Origin of the sequence: Actinacidiphila sp. bgisy167 (assembly GCF_965342175.1) — a bacterium.
Classification (GTDB): domain Bacteria; phylum Actinomycetota; class Actinomycetes; order Streptomycetales; family Streptomycetaceae; genus Actinacidiphila.
On record NZ_CBDRBL010000029.1, the window covers coordinates 1 to 18,836 of the forward strand.

Sequence of the window (18,836 nt, forward strand, 5' to 3'; positions counted from 1 at the left end):
TCGGCGGGGTTCGCAACTTTACTACCGCTACGACTGCGGGACGCGGCAGTCACCCTGTCCGCGCTGCTGCGGACCCGCGACAGGGCGATCGCGTTTGTGGCAGTGGCTGCGGCGCACGCTCGGCAGCGATCCGGAACCTGCAGATCATGTACCGCCTTGACGGCCGCCGCGACATGCCCGAGCTGGACCGGCTGCCTGGATACGAAGGTTCCCGCGCCCGGTCCGTGTCGGCAACGAGGCCGTTGACCAGCTGCAGTTAGACGTGCCCGGTGAGGTCACCGAAACGCTGGCTCCGGCGCACGAACACGGCGTAGCCCGGTGTGAGAAAACACCGAGGACCTGATCATGAAGCTCGTTGACTACGTCCGCCGCACTGGCGTAAGCCGGACGACGGGATCTGGGAGGTCCGCGGCGGCCGACGCAACTCACCCACTCCAAGATCATGTGATGGGTGGCCGTCGACCGTGCGATCCGGCTCGCCGACGACCCGGCCGCACAGCGGCAGTTGGGGAACTTCCCCCAGTCGTACTCGATGCTCGGCCTCACCAACAGCGCTGTCCTGCTGCATTAGCTGCGCAAGACAGCGGCCGCCGCGGTGATCGCCGCGTGAGCATCACCCCATGGGTGCCGCACTCCGGCCTACCGCAGCCATGCCTCCGGGCATCTGCAGCCACAATCCGTCGACCGCACGCCCGCGAGGATCCGATGACCCCCTTGATACAGGAAACGCTCACCCTGGCGCGCCGTACGCCGTCGCCGCCGCCGGTGGCAGCGCTATCCACTTCGCCAGATCGGCCGTACGGCACCGCAGGGCCGCCGACGGCTGCGCCCGACGCCGAACCACCGCCGCCGCGAGCCGGTGGCAGCCGCCTCGGCCCGAGGGCCGAGGTGCCCGGCGGCCGCTGCGGGTGGGCGGTCGCCGTCCTACGCTGAAGAGGGGAGCGGCTTGCGGCGGCGATCGCGCCGTGCCCCCGCGAGAGGAGAAGCGCTGATGAGCAGCCACCACACCAATTCCCACGTCGACGTCCTCCTCACCGACTGCGGGAAGCAGGACGCCGGAGCGGTGCTGAGCGCGTTGGAGGCCGCCTTCCCGACGCGTCCCGGCGAGTCGCTGACCGAGGCCGTGGAGCCCCGGCCCGGGTCCTCGCACCCGACCGTGTGGGCCGCCTCCGTGGACACCCGCAGCCATGGCCACGAGCTCGGTCCGGTTCACCTCGACGGCGCGCTGATCGCGGACCTCTCCGGCGGGCCCCGTCATGTGCGCGAGGTCAAGAAGGTGCTGAGCGACTCCTTCCGCCTCGAGGAGCAGGGGTCGGTGTCCGGGGACCAGGAGGTCGAACTCCGGGTCCGCCTCACGGAACTGCCGGACGAACGCTGAGCCGTAGGCGTGCCCGCGCCCTGTCCGGAGCGCGTCCCCGGCGCCATGCGTCCGGCTCCAGGCGTCAGGCGTCAGGCCACGAAGAGCCCCGCGCCCTCGCCCTCGGACCCGCCGCCGTCACGGACGCTCTGCGCGGCCGTCGCCAGGCGCTCGACGGCGTCGCGCGCGACGGGCCCGCCGACGGTGAAGGGCAGCCGGATGTACCCCTCGAAAGCGCCGTCGACACCGAACCTCGGACCGGAGGGGACGCGGACACCGAGGCGCTCGCCCGCGACGGCGAGACGTGAGCCGGAGACGTCGCCGGTGCGCACCCACATCGTCATGCCGCCGGACGGGACCGCGAACTGCCAGTCCGGCAACCGCTCGCGCAGGGCGGACACGAGGTCGTCCCGGTGGGCGCGGGCCCGTTCGCGCCGGGCGGCGACCGCGTCGTCCCAGGCGCCGGTGCGCAGCAGCCAGGCCACGGCGAGCTGGTCGACGACGGGCGAGCCGAGGTCGAGGTATGCGCGGGCGCTGACGAGCCGGCGCACGACCTCGGGCGCGGCGCGGACCCAGCCGATGCGCAGTCCGGCCCAGATGGCCTTGCTCGCGGAACCGACGGTGATGACGCTGCCGCCGCGGTCGAAGGCGGCCATCGGGCGCGGCACGGACGCGGGCGCGTCGAGGGCGAGTTCCGCCATGGTCTCGTCGGCGACGAGGACGGTCCCGGCGGCGCGCGCGGCCTCGACGAGGGCGCGGCGCTGGTCGTCGGGCACGAGGGTGCCGGTGGGGTTCTGGAAGTCGGGCATGACGTAGGCCATGCGGGGCGCGGCGTCGCGCAGGACGCGCTTCCACGCGTCGAGGTCCCAGCCGCCGAGACGCTCGCGCATGGCGACGGGGACGAGCCTGGCGCCGCTCTCCCGCAGCAGCTCCAGGACATTGGCGTAGCTCGGGGACTCGACGGCCACGCGCTCTCCGGGGGCGCCGAGACGGCGCACGGCGGCCGCGATGGCCCCCATGGCCCCGGTGGTCACCATGATCTGCTCGGGGAGGGTGGGGATGCCGCGCGCGGTGTAGCGCGCGGCGATGGCCTCGCGGAGCACGGGCAGCCCGGCGGGGAAGTCGCCGTGGGTGGCCGAGTAGGACGGCAGATCGGCCAGCGCGCCTTCGACCGCGCGCGTCAGCCATGGCTCGGGGGCGGGCAGCGCCGCGCACCCGAGGTCGATGACGGTGCCGGCGGCCTCCGGGGGCAGCGGTTCCAGACCGCGGGTCGGCAGGGCGTGGCCCTCCGGGACGGCGGTCCAGGTGCCGGCGCCGCGCCGCGACCGCGCGAATCCCTCGGCGCGCAGCGCCTCGTACGCGGCGGCGACGGTGGTACGGCTGACGGCGAGGGCGAGGGCAAGCTCGCGTTCCGCGGGCAGCCGTGCCGCGACGGGCACACGGCCCTCCAGGACCAGGACCCGGATGCCGTCGGCGAGCCCCCGGTAGGCGGGGACGCGGCGGCCGGCGGTCCGTTGCGGCGGGCGGGGCTCGAGCAGGCGCGCGAGATGGGTGACGCCTACGGTTGCAGTCCACTGCTGCATGGTCTCCGGTCCACCTTCCGCGTATTGGCCATGGATTTCCCCCACGACCATGCCACATAGTGTCGCTCATCCACGCGTCATCGCCAGAGGGGGATTCCATGGAGGGCCAATCCAGAACGGCGCGTCGGCTGGTGCACCTGTACGCGGGACTGGTCCTCTACGGGGGGGGAGCGCGGCCCTGCAGGTGCGCGCCGCGCTGGGCCTCGACCCGTGGGACGTCCTCCACCAGGGCATCGCACGGCACACCGGTGTCCGCTGCGCCAGCGGCCGGGGCTCGGCACCGTCTCCAACGTCCTCGTCGTCGGCCTGTCGATGGACGCCACGCTGGCCCTGCTCCCCCAGCCGCACGCACTCGCCGCGCGCTTCCCGCTCCTGGTGGCGGGCGTCGTGCTGAACGGCGTGGCGACCGGGCTCTACATCACCGCCCGGTACGGCCCGGGCCCTCGGGACGGCCTGATGACGGGCCTGCACCGCCGCTGCGGCCGCTCCATCCGCCTGGTGCGCACGGCGATCGAGGTCACCGTGCTGGCGGCGGGATTCGCGCTCGGCGGCAGCGTCGGCGTGGGCACGGTCGTCTACGCGGTGTCGATCGGTCCGCTCGCCCAGTTCTTCCTGCGCCGGTTCGAACTGCCGCGGTCCCGGGCGGAGGACGACTCGACGGCCGACTCGACGGTCGTCGCCCGCGGGGGCCGCCCGCTGGCGGATCCCGCGGAGGGGCGCGCCATACTGCCGGAGTGAGCGACACACGCCATCCGTACCTGGACAGCCCGGCCCCGATCGCCTTCGCCCACCGCGGGGGCACCGCGGACGGCCTGGAGAACACGGCCTGGGCGTTCCGGCGGGCCGTGGGCCTCGGCTACCGCTACCTGGAGACCGACGTCCACCTCACCTCGGACGGCGTGCTCGTCGCCTTCCACGACGCGTCCCTGGACCGGGTCACCGACGCGCGCGGGCGGATCGCGGACCTGCCGTGGAGCGAGGTGGGCCGGGCCCGCGTGGCCGGGCGCGAACCGGTGCCGCTCTTCGAGGAACTGCTGGAGGAGTTCCCGGACGCCCGCTGGAACGTGGACGCCAAGACGGACGCCTCGGTCGAGCCCCTCTTGGATGCCGTGCGCCGGGCCGGCGCGTGGGACCGAGTCTGTGTGGGCTCGTTCTCCGAGGCCCGGCTGGTGCGGGCCCGCGCGCTGGGCGGCCCGCGGCTGGCAAGTTCGCTCGGCACCCGCGGAGTGGCGGACCTGCGGCTGCTCTCCCGAGGCGGCCGTGCGGCCGTACGCCTGCTCGTCGCTGCGGCCCGCAGGCGCGGCGCGGTCTGCGTGCAGGTGCCCGAGCGGGCGTACGGCATCAGGATCGTCGACCCCGCCTTCATCGGGGCGGCGCACCGGCTGGGCCTGCAGGTGCACGTGTGGACCATCAACGACGAGGCCCGTATGCGTGCCCTGCTGGACCTCGGCGTGGACGGGATCATGACCGATCGGCTGGACGCCCTGCGCGCGGTGTTCACCGAGCGCGGCGCGTGGTCCTGACCGCCGGCGGCGGGCCGCCGGCACCCGTCACACCTTGGCCTCCTTCGTCTTCGACATGCGGGCGAAGACCACGACGTTGCCCGAGTAGCCGGAGCTCTTGCTGTAGGTGCCGCCGCAGGTGATCACGCGCAGCTCGGGGTCCTTGGTGTCCCCGTAGACGCGCTTGCCGGGGAACTCCGCCTTGGTGAACACCTCGATGCCGTAGATGGTGAAGATCGCCGTGGTGCCGTCGTCGCGGACGACGTCGATGGTCGACCCCTTCTTCAGCGCCCCGAGGCTGTAGAAGACCGCGGGTCCGCTCTCGTTGTCGACGTGCCCCACGATGACCGACGAGCCCCTGGCCCCCGGGCTGACCGAGTCCTTGAACCATGCGGCCTCACCCGCCTTCTCCAGCGGGGGCGCCGCGATCACGCCGCGGCTGTCGAGGCCCACGTTCATGATCGGTGCGTCGATGCTCACGGCGGGGATGCGGATGCGCGTCGGCTGGGCGGGCGGGAGCGGCGGCGGCGCCTTGATCGCGGCCGCGTCGGAGAGCGCCGCGGAGGCCGCGGAGGGCTGGGGCGGGCCGTCCGTCCCGATGAAACCCTGGACGGTGAGCACCACCCCGGTGACGAGGACCGAGCACACGAGCACCCCCACCGCGCCGCGGCCGCGCCGTGTGAGCTTCAGCTGGCCGGGACCCCCGGCCGCCGGGCGTGCGGCGGCGCCGCTGCCCGGACGGCCGGGGCCGCGCGCCGGCTGACGGCGGGTCGGCGCCCCCGGTCCGCCACGCGCCGCGGACTTCCTGGGCTGCCTGGACGTCCCGGGCCTCACGGGTTTCGCCACGGGCGGCTTCGCGGGGACCGCTGCGGGCGGCTTCGCGGGATCGGCCGCGGACCGTTTCGCAGGCGCCGGGGCAGCGGTCTTCGTAAGCGCCGGCGCCGCGGGGCTCGCGTCGGTCGGCGCCGTCCGTGCCGTCGCGCGCTTCGGCGGGGCAGGCGCCTTCGCGGTCGGCTTGCCCTTCCTCTTCTTCTTCGCGTTCGCGGCCGGCTTCCCCGCCGCCGCGCTCGCCGCGTCGGCGGGCCGGGCTCGGGCCGGGGGCTGAGGCGCGCCGGCCGGCCGGGCGGGCGCCCGAGCGGCGTCGGCGGTGTGCCCTGGCACGAACGGCTGGCCGAACCACGGGTCGGGCTGCCCGTACCAGGCGTCGGGTTGTCCGTACCAGGGCACGGGAGTGGTGTGGTCCCCGAAGTTTCGCAGCATCGCAGTCCCTCAGCTCCGACCGGTCAGTCATGAGTGACAGTCCGTCATAAATGATGGTAAACCGAAGTATGCGTCAAACACTGATGGATCATCGCTAACCGGGCAATCCGCGCCCCACCCGATCGAGTGGGACCGCTGCGGCAGCAGGGCCAACTGGCGCTGCGCCGCGTAGGCGCGGCCCCGATCATGGCGTTCCCCGACCCGAACACCCAGACGACATCCCCGCGCGCCGGATCGCGCGGGACGTGCCCGGTGGCCGCAGCGACGCTCGGCCTGTATCAGGCGCACGCCCCACCGCGACGGAGGGGACCCAGGCGGCGCACCGCCCCTTCGACGGCAGCGACAACGCGGCAGCCTCCGGCCGGTCCCCGCCCGCCCTCGGCCGGTGCACGGCAGGAGCCTGACGAAGCATCGGCTGATGGTGTGACAGGTGACGAGGTGTCGCAGAGACGGGACATGGTGGCGATCACCTGATGGACGACGTCCTCACATTTCGCTGACCCGGCACGCGCAGGGCTCCGACCTGCGGCGACACCAGCACGGCCGCGATCCGCATGCCCCGTCCGGCGGAAAGCCGGTTCCGGTTCCCAGGTGCATGGCCGGGCCCGCGCTCGTCAGATGGACGTTGTCAAGGACGCGGTCGCAGTTGGTGTCGCGGCGCTCTCCGGGCTCCGCCCGCCCCGTCCGTCAAGGAGGTCCACCCCATGCGCGGTTCACGCATCCTCGCGGCTGCGACCGTGACGGTCGCAGCCGCTATTCTCCCGGTGTCGCCGGCCATCGCCGGCAACAGCGGCGACAACGGCAGCAAGAACACCGCCGACCCGGTCACCGGCACCGGCACCGCCACGGACACGACCACGGGGGCGGTCGCGGGCGCCGAGTCCCTCACCGGCACGGTCGCGGGCGCGGTCCCGGGCGTCGGCACCATGACGGACACCGTTCCGGGCGCGGTCACGGGTACGGTCCCGGGCGCCGGCACCCCCCTCACCGGATTCGTCCCCGTCACCGGCACCTCGCCCGACACCAGCGACCTCCGCTCCACTCCAGGCGTCGCCATCATCACCAGCGAAGGCGGCGACGGCCGCGCCGGCGCCAACGGCTCCGGCACCAGCAGCGAAGTCGACGTCATCCCCGATGCCGCGGAACCCGGTCAACCCGTCACCCTGCACGCGAACACGGCGGCGTGTCGTGCCGTCGACGCGACCGCGACGGCCGTGTCGTCCCCGGAGCGGCTCTTCCTCAACCCCCTCCCGGTCACCACGCCCACCACGACGGGCCTGTCCGCCACCTTCACGATCCCGCAGACCGCCGAACCGGGGACGTACATCATCGTCGTCACCTGCACCAGCCCCACCCTCGGCTCCGAAGCGGGCTCGGAGGTCCTCCGTGTCGCATCCCCGAACGCCGGGGACGGCGACGACGAGGGCGGCCGGGACCAGGGGGACGGCCATGGCCACGGCAGCGGCGGTTACGGTCCCGGCCACAACGGCGGCGGTCATGACAGCGACGACGGGTACGACGACGGCAGCGGCGGTTACGGTCGCGGCCACAACGGCGGCGGTCATGACAGCGACGACGGGTACGGCGACTACGGCGACGGCCCCGACACCGGTTTCGGCGGCGCCCTCGGCATGAACCTCCCCGAGACCCTGCTCGGCGCCTCGTTCATCGTCGCGGGTACCGCCGCCGGCGCCTACCTGCTGCGCCGCCGCCGCGAGAACGGCTTTCGCGGCTGATCTCCGCGAGGCTCCGCGACGCGGGCCGATCCCCTGCCGTCGATCCCCGCGAGGCGCCCGCGGGGCAGTTCCGTGCCCGGCGGGGCGGACGGAAGTCGTCCGCCGGATGAACACCCGAATCCGGCGACTGGACCCCCTCCCCCGCCCCAGCCGTGGATGGCATCATGACCGATCACATCGGCACAGCCCACGACACGGATCGGCAGGAGCCACGGGTGACCACGGGCGAGGCGCGGGACACGGCGGTGCAGGACGGCACGGCCACCCCGGCTCACGAGCGGCGGCGCGCACAGCGCGGCTGGTACTTCTACGACTGGGCCAACTCGGTCTTCTCCACGAGTGTGATCACGGTCTTCCTGGGGCCGTACCTGACCGACATCGCGGAGGCGGCCGCAGGCCCGGACGGCTATGTCCACCCGCTCGGCATACCGGCACGCGCCGGGGCCTACTTCGCGTACGTGGTCTCCGCCTCCGTACTGCTGTCGGTGCTGGTGATGCCGCTCGCCGGGGCCGTCGCCGACCGGACGGGCCGCAAGAAGGCGCTGCTCGGGGTGTTCGCCTACATCGGCGCCACGGCCACGACGGCGATGTTCTTCGTGACCGGCGACCGCTACCTCCTCGGCGGCGGCCTGCTGATCGTCGCCAATGTGGCGTTCGCGGCGGCCATGGTCCTCTACAACGCCTTCCTGCCGGAGATCGCCGCCCCGCACGAGCGCGATGCGGTCTCCTCGCGGGGATGGGCGTTCGGCTACGCGGCCGGCGCGTTGATGCTCGTCGCCAATCTGGCGCTGTTCCTCGGGCACGACGCGGTCGGCGTCTCCAAGGGCATGGCGGTGCGGATCTGCCTGGCCGCGGCCGGCCTGTGGTGGGCGGCCTTCACCCTCGTCCCGCTGACGCGGCTGCGCGACACCGCGCCGGGCGGGCGGCCCTCCGCCGACGCCAGGGGCGGTTCGCTGCGCCAGGGCTGGCGCCAACTCATCGGCACAGTCCGGGACATGCGCCGCCACAAGCTCACCCTGGCCTTCCTTCTGGCGTACCTCGTCTACAACGACGGCATCCAGACCGTGATCTCGCAGGCCTCGCTCTACGGCTCCGAGGAGCTGGAGCTGGACGAGACAGCCCTGATCGGCGCGATCCTGCTGGTGCAGGTGCTGGCCGTCTTCGGCGCGCTGCTGCTGGGCCGGCTGGCGGCACGGTACGGGGCGCGCCGCACGGTGCTCGGCTCGCTCCTGGCCTGGACGCTGACGATCGGGGCCGGCTTCTTCCTGCCGGCCGGCGAGCCGGTGGCGTTCTTCTGTCTGGCGGCGGCCATCGGGATGGTCCTCGGCGGCAGCCAGGCGCTGTCCCGTTCGCTCTTCTCGCACCTGATCCCGCGCGGCAAGGAGGCCGAGTACTACTCGGTGTACGAGATCAGCGACCGTGGCACCAGTTGGCTGGGGCCGCTGCTGTTCGGGCTGACGTACCAGCTGACCGGGAGCTACCGGTACGCGATCGTGTCCCTGGTGGTTTTCTTCGTCATCGGTTTCGTGCTGCTGGCGAGGGTGCCGATGCGGCGGGCGGTGGCGGCCGCGGGCAATCCGGTCCCCGAGACGATTTAGTGCGAAGGGGTGCGGCGCGGTAGTGTACACCGCTGGCCGTCGAACGGCCCGTTACTGCGCGCTAAGGGTACCAGAACGCAGGGTGACATCTCTCGCTAGATGTGACAAAAGGGGCGTCGATGGGTACAAAAAGGGGCGGCACGACGGACGACGCACCTCCCGAGAACGGGAATCTTCACCGCCGACCGGACGTTGACCGGATGACGACGACAGCGACACCTGTCCTGTGGGCGACACAGCCCGGGAGGCACGATTCATGAGTGAGCGAGCTCTCCGCGGCACGCGACTCGGGGCGACGAGCTACGAGACCGACCGCGGCATCGATCTGGCACCGCGCCAGACCGTTGAGTACGCATGCCGGAACGGACATCGATTCGAGATGCCGTTCTCGGTGGAGGCCGAGATTCCGCCGGAGTGGGAGTGCCGCGCCTGCGGCCAGATCGCGCTCCTGGTCGATGGGGAAGGCCCGGAAGAGAAGACGAGCAAGCCCGCGCGCACGCACTGGGACATGCTCATGGAGCGGCGCACGGTCGAGGAGCTGGAGGAAGTGCTGGCCGAGCGTCTCGCGGTCCTGCGCTCCGGCGCCATGAACATCGCGGTGCATCCGCGCGACAACCGCAAGAGCGCCTGACAGAAGAAGAGGGGGCCCGTGAGGGGCGGGCCCGCAGACGTGCGCCCCGGGCGAGCGTGGCCTCAGTGCCGCGGCCCGGGGTTTTCGTCGTCCCGCCACGGGCCGTGGTCGACGACCTCGCCCTGGATGACCTTGCCGTCGGGCCGGTGGATGCGCATCTGCTCCTCGGCGGCGCGCGCCTGGGCGAAGAGGTCGCCCAGTGAGCCCGGGCCGGCGCCCCGCCCGCGGGCCGCGGAGGCCCGTCGGTCCAGAGCGCGGGCACCGGCCTTCGTCAGCAGGGAACGAGTGGGCGGGAAGAGCAGGAGCAGCCCCGCCACGTCCGAGATGAGCCCGGGCACCATCAGCAGCAGGCCGCCGATCATGACGGGTGCCGTGCCGCCGCCGCTGCCCGCATCGGAGGCGTTCCGCTCCGCACCGGCCCGCTCCCGCTCCGGTCCCGCGGGGCGCATCGCCTCGTTCAGCGCCCGCCATGCGCTGCGTCCGGCGTGCCGTACGGCCAGGGCCCCGCACACGAAGCCCGCCACGAGAAGCAGCAGCACGGTGAGCCCGCCGGCCGCCCCTGCCACGAGGGTGAGCAGCCAGATCTCCAGCAGCGCGTAGGCGGCCGCACCCAGAGGTATCCACCGGGCGGCGCGGGAACGCCGCTGCGGGCGCGCGTCACCGCCGGGGTGCCGGGGGCCGCCCGGCGGCGGGGAACTGATCGTCATAGGCACCATTGTGCCTGCTCCCCGCCGGAGCCCGAAGGGCCCGTCAGCCGCGGCGCCGCCCGGACGCCAGCCGCTTCACACGGGAGCCCACGCCCCAGGCGGTGACCCGCCACAGCGCCTCGGCCACGATCTCCCGGCTCATCTTGCTGTCGCCGCGCTCCCGCTCCACGAAGGTGATGGGGACCTCGACGACATGGAAGCCGGACCTGACCGCGCGCCAGGCCAGGTCCACCTGGAAGCAGTAGCCCTGGGAGGCCACCTCCTCCATGCCCAGACCCAGCAGCGTCTCCTTGCGGAACGCCCGGTAGCCGCCGGTGACGTCGCGCAGCGGCACGTCGAGCAGCAGTCGCGAGTAGGTGCTGCCGCCGCGGGAGAGGAACTCGCGGGTCTTGGGCCAGTTGACGACCCGGCCGCCGGGGATCCAGCGGGAGCCCAGGACCACGTCCGCGCCCTTGAGGGCGGTCAGCAGGCGCGGCAGCTCCTCGGGCTGGTGCGAGCCGTCGGCGTCCATCTCCACCAGCACGCCGTAGTCCCGCTCGATGCCCCACCGGAAGCCCGCGAGATAGGCGGCGCCCAGCCCCTCCTTGCCCTTGCGGTGCAGCACATGGACGTGGTCGTCGGAGACCGCCAGTTCGTCCGCGAGCTTGCCGGTGCCGTCGGGACTGTTGTCGTCGGCGACGAGGACGTGCGCGTCGGGCACAGCCGCGCGGACCCGTGCCACGATCGGCTTGACGTTGTCGGCCTCGTTGTACGTCGGGATGATCACGAGAACCGAGCCGAGCGGCCCGAAAGCCCTCCCCTGGCCCGCGCCGCGGGTGACCCCACCGCCATCGCTCACTGCTGTTCCTCCGTCTCGGTACGTCCTCGCCTGCCCAGCATGATCGCTGCGGCCCAGGACAGAAGGCCCACCATAGCGAGGGTCCATTCGGGAGCCGAGCCGACGCGGTCGGCGACGGTCAGATCGTCGCGGAGCGGCAGCCGGGCGCTGAGCACGGCCTGTGTGAACTCAGCGGTCTGCTGCTCGATCCGCCCGTCGGGGGCGACGACGGCGGTGATGCCGCTCGTCGCGGCCGTCACCACGGCGCGGCCGTGCTCCACGGCGCGCAGCCGGGACATCGCCAACTGCTGCTCGGGCTGGCCGGTGCGGCCGTAGGTGGCGTTGTTGGTCTGGATGACGAGGGCTCGGGCGCCCGCGGCGACGGTGTCGCGGACGATCCCGTCGTACGCCACCTCGAAGCAGATGACGTCACCGAGCTTCGCGGGGCCGATCTGCAGGACGCCGCTGCCCTTGCCCGGGTAGAAGTCGCGCGGGACCTGGTCGAGCCGCTTGATGACCTTGGTGAGCTGCCGGCGGAACGGCACGTACTCACCGAAGGGCACAGGGTGCTGCTTGGTGTAGTGGTCGCCGGGGCCGTTGTCCGGGTCCCAGACGATGCCCTCGTTCTGCACGTGGTCCGCGTCGGGGCCGTCGACCAGGGCGCCCACGAGGACGGGTACGCCGACGGCCCGGACCGCCTTGGTGATCAGGGCGTAGGCCTGGGGCTCGGAGAACGGGTCCATGTCGGAGGAGTTCTCCGGCCAGATCACCAGGTCCGGCTGGGGAGCGCGGCCGGCCTTGATGTCCTCTGCGAGCTTCAGGGTCGCGTCGACGTGGTTGGTGAGGATCTTCAGGGGGCGGCCGAGGAAGTGCATGCCCGGCTGCTGGACGTTGCCCTGCACGACCGCCACCCGGACGGTGTCGTCGGCCGCGGTGGGCGCCGGTACCGCGAAACCGGCGGCGAGGGTGGCCCCGGCCAGCACCACCGCCGTCCCGGCCGGCACGAAGCGCCGCGGACCGAAGACGACCGGGCCCCTGCGCAGCCGCCACACGGCGACCGCGCACGCCGCCAGCAGCAAGCCGCACAGCGCGACGGCGAAGGTCACCAGCGGCGCGCCGCCGAGCGCGGCGAGCGGCGTGAAGGGAGTGGCGGTGTTGGCGAAGGCCAGGCGCCCCCAGGGGAAGCCGCCGAACGGCAGCCGGTCCCTGGCGAGTTCCTCCGCCACCCACAGGCAGGCGCCCCACAGCGGCCAGGCGCGCAGCCGCGAGGTGACCGCCAGACCCGCACCCAGCACGGCGACGAAGGCGGCCTCGATCACGGACAGGCCCACGACCGCGTCCCAGCCGATCACCCGCAGCCACACCAGGAGCCAGACGAAGAAGGGCAGCCCGAAGGCGAAGCCGAGCCATGCGCCCTGCCGGGCGCTACGGCCTCGGATGAGCAGCGCCAGACCCGCCACCGCCGCGACCGACAGCGGCCACACCCCGTACGGGGGGAACGCGAGCGCCAAGGCCAGGCCGCACAGCGCGGCGAGCGCCGACCGCCTGGCGTTCGCCCGCACGGTGCGCACCGCGCGGACCGTGCGGCCGGGCGGCGGGTCGGTCGGCGGCGGCGGCGGTTCTATGGACGTCGCGGGCGGCGCGGCGGAGGCCGGTGCAGCGTCGGAGCGCGGTCGCAAGGTTCGCGGCCTTCCTGCAGGTGGTCACTGTGTGAGAGTGACCGTACCGTGGTCGGCCCTACCCCGTGGACCCCGGGCGGGCAAAGCCTCCACGGCGGGCCCGGCAGCGGTCCGGAGCAGCGGCTTCGCGGGGCGTGCGCGGGGGCTTCACGAACGTGCGCGGCAGGAGGTGCGGAGGGTTCACGCACATGCGGCGCCCGCCCCGGCGCAGGCTGAGGACGGGCCGGCGGACCCGGGCATCGCCCCTGCGCGCGGGGCGGCGGGCGCTCGGCCGGCTCGGCGGCACGGCGCCTCCGGTGCGGTGCGGGAAACGCCTCCGGTGTGGGAAGCCTCCGGTGTCCGGGCGCGGGCGGCCTGCCGGTGATCCCGCCGTCCGAACTGCTCGGGGCCCGGAACGCCCTTCGGGCCGACCTGGGACCCGCTGGCTGCGGGTCGGCGACAAGGCCGTTGTCTACTGGGCGTCCGGGCCCCTCCCGGGTCACACCTGCCGACCGGGCGGCGCCTCCCGCCGGGGCGGACCGCGTTCCGTGCCGCGAGCGCTGGACCTGGCACAGTGGCCCGCGCCGTACGGCACGACGCCCCGTGGCCCAGCTGCGACCGTCGGCGCAGGGAGATCCGGTCGGACGTCCGGTGGTGGACCCGGCCGAACCTACTCGCCCCCGACGGTCGCCTGTCAAAAGCCGCTTGACCTGCGCGGATCGAATGAATCAGCAGGTCAAGCGAGGCCGGAAACAGTTCGACGCCATCCCGACGGAGAACCCTTCGGAGGCATCGGCCGCCGACCCGTCACTCGTTAGGCCGTGCGAAGACGGTGCGGCCGCCCACCACCGTGCGCAACGCCGTGGGCAGCGGCAGCCCCGGAGTGAGGTCGGGCAGCCCGGGAGTGCCCGAGCGGGGGTCGGTCGACCAGTTGGCGACCCGCTCGTCGGGGGCCTGGACCACGAGGTCGCCGGCCCGCCACACCACGTAGTCGGCGGGTGCGCCGGGCACGAGGACGCCCGCCTCGTCGCGGCCGACCGCGCGCCAGCCGCCGCGGGTGTGGGCGTTGAAGGCGCCTCGGACGGAGATGCGGTGCTCGAGGGTCCGGTGGAAGGCGGCGGCGCGCACGGTGCCCCAGGGGTCGAGCGGGGTGACCGGAGCGTCGGATCCGAGAGCGAGCGGCACACCGGCCCGGGTCATGGCGGCGAAGGGGTTCATGGTGCGTGCCCGCTCGGCGCCGAGCCGCCGCGCGTACATGCCGTCCTCGCCGCCCCAGGCCGCGTCGAAGGCGGGCTGCACGGAGGCGACCAGGCCCAGGTCCGCGAAGGCGGCGATGGTGTCCTCGGTCATCATCTCGGCGTGCTCCACACGGTGCCGCAGCGCTCGCACCCGCTCCAGGCCCACCCGGCGGGCGGCCTCGCGCACCCCTTCGGCGACGGCGGCCACGGCGGCGTCGCCGATCGCGTGGAAGCCCGCCTGCACCCCAGCCTCGGTGCACAGCGCCACGTGGTCGGCGATCGCGGCCTCGTCCAGGTAGGCGGTGCCCGCGACGGCCGGAGCGTCGGCGTACGGGGCGTGCAGGCAGGCCGTGCGGGAGCCGATGGAGCCGTCCACGAACAGGTCGCCGCCCGCGCCGACGGCACCCAGGTCACGGATCCGCTCGAGGTCCTTCGCGCCGGTCACCGCCTCGGCCCAGTAGCCGTACACCCGCGGCCCGGGCTCGGCCGCGGCGAGCCGCAGCAGCGCCGTGAGGTCGTCCTCGGAGGAGATGTCCGGACCCGCGCACTCGTGGACGGCGCCGATGCCGAGCGAGGCGGCGTGGTCGAGGGCGGCGCGCTGGGCCGCGGCCCGCTGCTCGGGCGTGACGGCGGCGTACGCGGCGCGCCGTACCGCGTGGTGGGCGTCGCGGGTGAGCGGCCCCTCGGGGTCGTGGCCGGCCATGCCCTCGACCCCGGGGGCCAGGGCCAGCAGGGCGGTGGTGACGACGGCCGAGTGGACGTCGGCACGCGTCAGATACAGGGGACGGCCGCCGGTCGCCGCGTCCAGTTCCGCGCGGGTCGGAGGGCGGCGTCCCGGCCAGCGGCTCTCGTCCCAGCCGTGGCCGAGCAGCACCCGGTGGCCGGGGTTGGCGCGCGCGTACGCGCCGACCCGGTCGAGGGCGTCGGCCAGGTCCCGGGCGGCGGCCAGGTCGAGGCCGGTCAGGGCCAGGCCGGTGGCGGTGGTGTGCACGTGGGCGTCGGTGAAGGCGGGGGTGACCAGCGCCCCGCCGAGGTCGATCACCTCGTCGACGCCCGCCGCATAGGACTCCGCGGCTCCTTCGGAGCCGACCCAGGCGACCGTGCCGCCGTCGACGACCATGGCCGTCGCGAAGGGGTCGGCAGGGCTGTAGACGTCGCCGCCGCGCAGCAGCACGGTGGTGGTCGGCTCGTTCGTGGTGTGCGGCACTGGGTTTCGCCTCGCGATGATGTTGGGCCCGCCCGGGCCCCGGCAGGGGCGGGAGACGGGATGGTGCGGTGGGTCGGGGGCCGCCCGGGCCCCTCGGATCAGACGCGCGGTGGGCGCGCCTCATACGGCGTGGAGAGGACGACCGTGGTGCGGGTGGAGACCCCGGCCAGGGTGCGGATCCTCGCGAGCAGGTGCTCCAGCTCGATCGGGGTCGCCACCCGGACCTTGAGGATGTAGTTCTCCTCGCCCGCGACGCTGTGGCATGCCTCGATCTCGGGCACCTCGGCCAGCCGGTCGGCGATGTCGTCGGGAGCGCTCGGATCGAAGGGCTTCACCGAGACGAACGCCGTCAGCGACAGCCCCACCGCCTCCGGGTCCACGACCGCCGCGTACCCGCGGATCACCCCGCGCTGCTCCAGGCGCCGGACGCGCTGATGCACGGCGGAGGTGGACAGGCCGGTGGCCTTGCCCAGGTCGGTGTAGCTCATGCGCCCGTCGGCCACGAGAAGTTCCACGATCTGCCGGTCCAGCTCCTCCACAGCGCAAGAACCTACAGGGTCCCCGGTCGGCGGCGGTATCCGGCCGCCCTGTCCGCCCGGGCCGCGCTGCCGGGTGGCGGGCGGAGGCCCTGGGCCTTGGGCAGCCCCAGGCCCCCCGTGGCCGGCGCCGCGGCCTGGGAGAACGCGCCGCCCCGCCGCTCGCCCTCCGGATGACCTCGGCCCCGGCAGGGGCGGCGCACACGGCCTCCGCTCACGCCCCGGGCCCCGGTTCCGCTCACGGCTTCACGCGCAGACGCGCACACGATCACGGGACCCGCGGCCTTGTGTGAGGGCGGCCGACCATTGCGCAGTCCTCCGCGGCACCGCTGCTCGGCGACACGGGCGCGAGCGGCCGGTCCGGAATCGATCTCCCGGTCGCAGCGCTCGGTGGTCGGCCCCGGCAGGGGCGGCGCACACGGCCTCCGCTCACGCCCCGGGCCCCGGTTCCGCTCACGGCTTCACGCGCAGACGCGCACACAGAGAAGGCACGTGTCATCGCGCGGGTTCGCGGGACCCAGCGCCTGTGTGAGGGCGGCCGCGACCGTGGTGCAGTCCTCCGTGGCGACCCGCTCGGCGACGCGGGCGAGATCGGCCAGTCCGGCGTCGATCTCCTGGTCACGGCGCTCGATGAGGCCGTCGGTGAAGAGGAAGAGCCGGTCCCCGGCGTGCAGACGGGTCTCGCACATGCCGTACGTGCTGTCCCGGCCGGCGCCCAGGATGCGGCCTTTGGGGCGCTCGAGGTACTCGGCGCGGCCACCACGCAGGTGGAGCACGGGGAGGTGCCCTGCCTGGGCCCAGGTGAGCACGCCCTCACCGGGCCGGTACTGGGCGAGGACCATCGTGGCGGTGGCGGAGCCGGAGTTCATGAGCACCTGGTTGAGGCGCTCCAGCAGCCGGTGCGGGGGCGTGCCGCTCAGGGCCATGGCCTCGGCGCCGTGGCGGAGTCCGGCCATCGTGGCGACGGCCTCCACACCGTGGCCGGCGACGTCGCCGACCGCCAGCAGCACGGAGTCGTCGGGGAGGGCGAGGGCGGTGAACCAGTCACCGCCGATCTGGATCGAGCTCTCGGCCGGCAGGTACGAGACGTCGCAGCTGACGCCGCCCAGTTCGAGGGGCTCCTCGGGGACGGGCAGCAGGGCGCGCTGCAGCCGCTGCGCGAGGATGTGCTCGGCGTTGAGGCTCCGCTGCTGCGTGCTGAACGCACGGTGGGCCTCGTCGAGCGCGATCTCACCGTGGCGCAGGGCGGTCAGGTCCTGGAAGAAGCCGTGCACCACCACGGGCGTGCCCTCGGCGTCGGTGTCGGCCTCGGCGACCATCCGCAGGTGGCGGGTCCCGTGGGGGGTACGGATGCGGAACGGCGCGTCGACCGGTTCGCCCCGTTCGAGCAGCGCGCGCACCGCGGCGCCGACGGCGGGCACGTCCTCGGGGAAGAGGTGCTGGGGCAGCTCGTCGAGCGGCATGGGCCCGAGCTCGGGGTCGCGGTCGAACACCGTGTACACCTGCGGTGACCAGCTCAGGGTGTCGGTGACCAGATCCCAGTCGGTCCAGCCGAGGTTGCCCAGGTGCTGGAGCCGGCGCAACCGCTGGACCTCGCGGTCGGCCGTGTCGAGCCGCAGCCAGGAGACGACCAGGGCGTCGCCCAGGCGTACAGCGGCCACGGAGTAGGTGGAGCTGCGCGGTACGCCCGCGGCCACCTCGTGGTACTCGAAGGGCTCTGTCTCATAGGGTTCACCGGTCGCCAGGGTTCGCAGGTACCCCTGCCACAGCGGGGTGCCGGCCACCGTCGGATAGCACTCCAGGAGGCGCCGGCCGACCAGTTCGCGCCCCGTACGGCCGGCCACGTCCACCGACGCGGGGGCGGCCGCCTCGATGCGGAAGTCCGTCACCTCGCCCTCCACACCGCGTACGGGGACGAGGAGGACCGTCGCCTCGTACAGGGTGTCCAGGACGGCCTGCACGGTCGACGGCCAGGTGGCGGCGGGGGCGGGCGACAGGCAGCCGGCGCAGGCCCGTGCGGCGGCGGTCAGCAGCGCGCGGTCGGCGGTGTCGAAGTCGTCGGAGCGTTCACGGAAGAAGCCCACCACGCCCACGACGTCCTCGCCGCGGTGCAGCGGCAGCCACGCCCGGGAGGCCCACGTGCCGGGACGGTCGCCGAGGAGGACGCGGTCGGCGCCGTCCTTGTCGAGGCCGGAGAGCCACACCGGGCGGCCGAGGCGGACCGCCTCCACCGGTGCCAGCGCCGCCAGCGGCGGCAGGTGGCCCCAGGCGCAGGCGATGCCGGCGTCGATGCCGCAGTGGGCGACCAGGTCGAGCCCGCCCGCCGGTGCGCTGGTGTAGAGCAGGACGGCGTCGACGTCCGCGGTCTCCCCGAGTTGTCCCACGAGCAGCCACGTCAGTTCCTCCGCGACGCCCCCGGAGGTACGGGCGCCGCCGGGCCCCGGCGGGCACGGCGGCGAGGGGCGGTGCAGGGAGGTGTAGCGCGAGGAGGTGAAGGCGGAGCGCGGGTCGCCGGACGGCGTCGGCGGGGGTGTGCCGGCCTCGGGAAGCGGGTCGGGTCGCTGCCGCGCCGGGGTGCGTGCGACGCGGGACGACTGGATGCCGCCGAGGATCGCCCAGGCCTCCTCCAGAACGGTGCGGCCGGCCCGGTTCGCGCGCCGCTGCAGTTCCTCCTGTGCGGCGCCGGGCCCCAGCCCCAGGCGGCCCATGAGAACGCCCCGGGCCCGTTCGGCCGCGGCTCGTGCGGGCGCCGCGAGCCGCTCCTCGTCGAGTTCGGCGCGCAGCCGGGCAACCGTACGAGCCAGCTGGTCGGCCGCGGAGCGCTCGGACGGCCGGCCACCGGACGCCGAGGCGACTTCGTCGTGGCCCACTCTGTGAGCATCGCACAATCACGCCAGGGGCGAAGTCCCGCGCCGGGCGCCCCCGCCCCGGGCGTTCGAGCGCTGCGGCCGCCGAGGGCCTCGGGGGGCGACCGCCCTGGCCCGCGCCGCCGGACGGGGAAGATTA

13 protein-coding genes and 1 pseudogene are annotated in these 18,836 nt (G+C 74.0%); 6 read left to right on the top strand and 8 right to left on the bottom strand.

Annotation, left to right across the window (positions count from 1 at the left end):
* The first annotated feature begins 991 nt into the window (after window positions 1-991).
* Window positions 992-1,378, top strand: a complete 387-nt coding sequence (locus ACRWND_RS14065; RefSeq protein ID WP_431949081.1) for a hypothetical protein — start codon at window positions 992-994, stop codon at window positions 1,376-1,378.
* Between the two features lie 71 nt (window positions 1,379-1,449).
* Here ACRWND_RS14065 and ACRWND_RS14070 read toward each other — a convergent pair whose 3' ends face one another.
* A complete protein-coding gene (locus tag ACRWND_RS14070) occupies window positions 1,450-2,940 on the bottom strand; it encodes a PLP-dependent aminotransferase family protein (RefSeq protein WP_431949082.1) in 1,491 nt (496 codons plus the stop codon).
* A gap of 98 nt (window positions 2,941-3,038) precedes the next feature.
* Between ACRWND_RS14070 and ACRWND_RS14075 the strand changes: the two are divergent.
* Together ACRWND_RS14075 and ACRWND_RS14080 are read left to right on the top strand one after the other, a co-directional pair.
* Window positions 3,039-3,678: pseudogene (locus tag ACRWND_RS14075) on the top strand (YczE/YyaS/YitT family protein).
* On the top strand, window positions 3,675-4,463 hold the full coding sequence (locus ACRWND_RS14080; RefSeq protein WP_431949083.1) for a glycerophosphodiester phosphodiesterase: 789 nt from the start codon (window positions 3,675-3,677) through the stop codon (window positions 4,461-4,463). The pseudogene ACRWND_RS14075 and the gene ACRWND_RS14080 overlap by 4 nt, the downstream one beginning before the upstream one ends.
* Before the next feature lie 27 nt (window positions 4,464-4,490).
* Here ACRWND_RS14080 and ACRWND_RS14085 read toward each other — a convergent pair whose 3' ends face one another.
* Window positions 4,491-5,102: a class F sortase gene (locus ACRWND_RS14085; protein WP_431949084.1), complete on the bottom strand. Its 612-nt coding sequence runs from the start codon at window positions 5,100-5,102 to the stop codon at window positions 4,491-4,493.
* Window positions 5,103-6,406: 1,304 nt separating this feature from the next.
* On the opposite strand from ACRWND_RS14085, the gene ACRWND_RS14090 reads away from it, so the two are divergent.
* From ACRWND_RS14090 to ACRWND_RS14100, 3 genes are all read left to right on the top strand, one after another.
* Window positions 6,407-7,438, top strand: a complete 1,032-nt coding sequence (locus ACRWND_RS14090; protein ID WP_431949085.1) for a hypothetical protein — start codon at window positions 6,407-6,409, stop codon at window positions 7,436-7,438.
* A 164-nt stretch (window positions 7,439-7,602) separates the two neighbouring features.
* Entirely contained in the window at window positions 7,603-9,036 is a 1,434-nt protein-coding gene (locus ACRWND_RS14095; protein ID WP_431949086.1) for an MFS transporter, read from the top strand.
* A 256-nt stretch (window positions 9,037-9,292) separates the two neighbouring features.
* On the top strand, window positions 9,293-9,667 hold the full coding sequence (locus ACRWND_RS14100; protein ID WP_431949087.1) for an RNA polymerase-binding protein RbpA: 375 nt from the start codon (window positions 9,293-9,295) through the stop codon (window positions 9,665-9,667).
* 62 nt (window positions 9,668-9,729) lie between these two features.
* Here ACRWND_RS14100 and fxsA read toward each other — a convergent pair whose 3' ends face one another.
* The 6 genes from fxsA to ACRWND_RS14130 all read right to left on the bottom strand — a co-directional run bounded on the left by fxsA (window position 9,730) and on the right by ACRWND_RS14130 (window position 18,700).
* On the bottom strand, window positions 9,730-10,374 hold the full coding sequence (gene fxsA / locus ACRWND_RS14105; protein WP_431949088.1) for an FxsA family membrane protein: 645 nt from the start codon (window positions 10,372-10,374) through the stop codon (window positions 9,730-9,732).
* A 43-nt stretch (window positions 10,375-10,417) separates the two neighbouring features.
* The gene (locus ACRWND_RS14110; protein ID WP_431949089.1) at window positions 10,418-11,212 is read right to left on the bottom strand and encodes a polyprenol monophosphomannose synthase; all 795 of its coding nucleotides are present in this window, start codon (window positions 11,210-11,212) and stop codon (window positions 10,418-10,420) included.
* Window positions 11,209-12,870: an apolipoprotein N-acyltransferase gene (lnt, locus tag ACRWND_RS14115; RefSeq protein ID WP_431949090.1), complete on the bottom strand. Its 1,662-nt coding sequence runs from the start codon at window positions 12,868-12,870 to the stop codon at window positions 11,209-11,211. Before lnt ends, ACRWND_RS14110 begins: the two co-directional genes overlap by 4 nt.
* Before the next feature lie 786 nt (window positions 12,871-13,656).
* A complete protein-coding gene (locus tag ACRWND_RS14120) occupies window positions 13,657-15,207 on the bottom strand; it encodes an amidohydrolase (RefSeq protein WP_431949143.1) in 1,551 nt (516 codons plus the stop codon).
* A gap of 185 nt (window positions 15,208-15,392) precedes the next feature.
* Window positions 15,393-15,833, bottom strand: coding sequence for an Lrp/AsnC family transcriptional regulator (locus ACRWND_RS14125; RefSeq protein ID WP_431949091.1), 441 nt, complete (start codon window positions 15,831-15,833; stop codon window positions 15,393-15,395).
* 458 nt (window positions 15,834-16,291) lie between these two features.
* Complete coding sequence (locus ACRWND_RS14130; protein ID WP_431949092.1) at window positions 16,292-18,700, bottom strand: SpoIIE family protein phosphatase; 2,409 nt, start codon at window positions 18,698-18,700, stop codon at window positions 16,292-16,294.
* Window positions 18,701-18,836: the final 136 nt, after the last annotated feature.

Coding starts and splice junctions, on each gene's coding strand:
- ACRWND_RS14120 (WP_431949143.1), bottom strand. CDS start 15,207: ATGGTCGTCGACGGCGGCACGGTCGCCTGGGTCGGCTCCGAAGGAGCC.
- ACRWND_RS14100 (WP_431949087.1), top strand. CDS start 9,293: ATGAGTGAGCGAGCTCTCCGCGGCACGCGACTCGGGGCGACGAGCTAC.
- ACRWND_RS14065 (WP_431949081.1), top strand. CDS start 992: ATGAGCAGCCACCACACCAATTCCCACGTCGACGTCCTCCTCACCGAC.
- fxsA (WP_431949088.1), bottom strand. CDS start 10,374: ATGACGATCAGTTCCCCGCCGCCGGGCGGCCCCCGGCACCCCGGCGGT.
- ACRWND_RS14070 (WP_431949082.1), bottom strand. CDS start 2,940: ATGCAGCAGTGGACTGCAACCGTAGGCGTCACCCATCTCGCGCGCCTG.
- ACRWND_RS14090 (WP_431949085.1), top strand. CDS start 6,407: ATGCGCGGTTCACGCATCCTCGCGGCTGCGACCGTGACGGTCGCAGCC.
- ACRWND_RS14095 (WP_431949086.1), top strand. CDS start 7,603: ATGACCGATCACATCGGCACAGCCCACGACACGGATCGGCAGGAGCCA.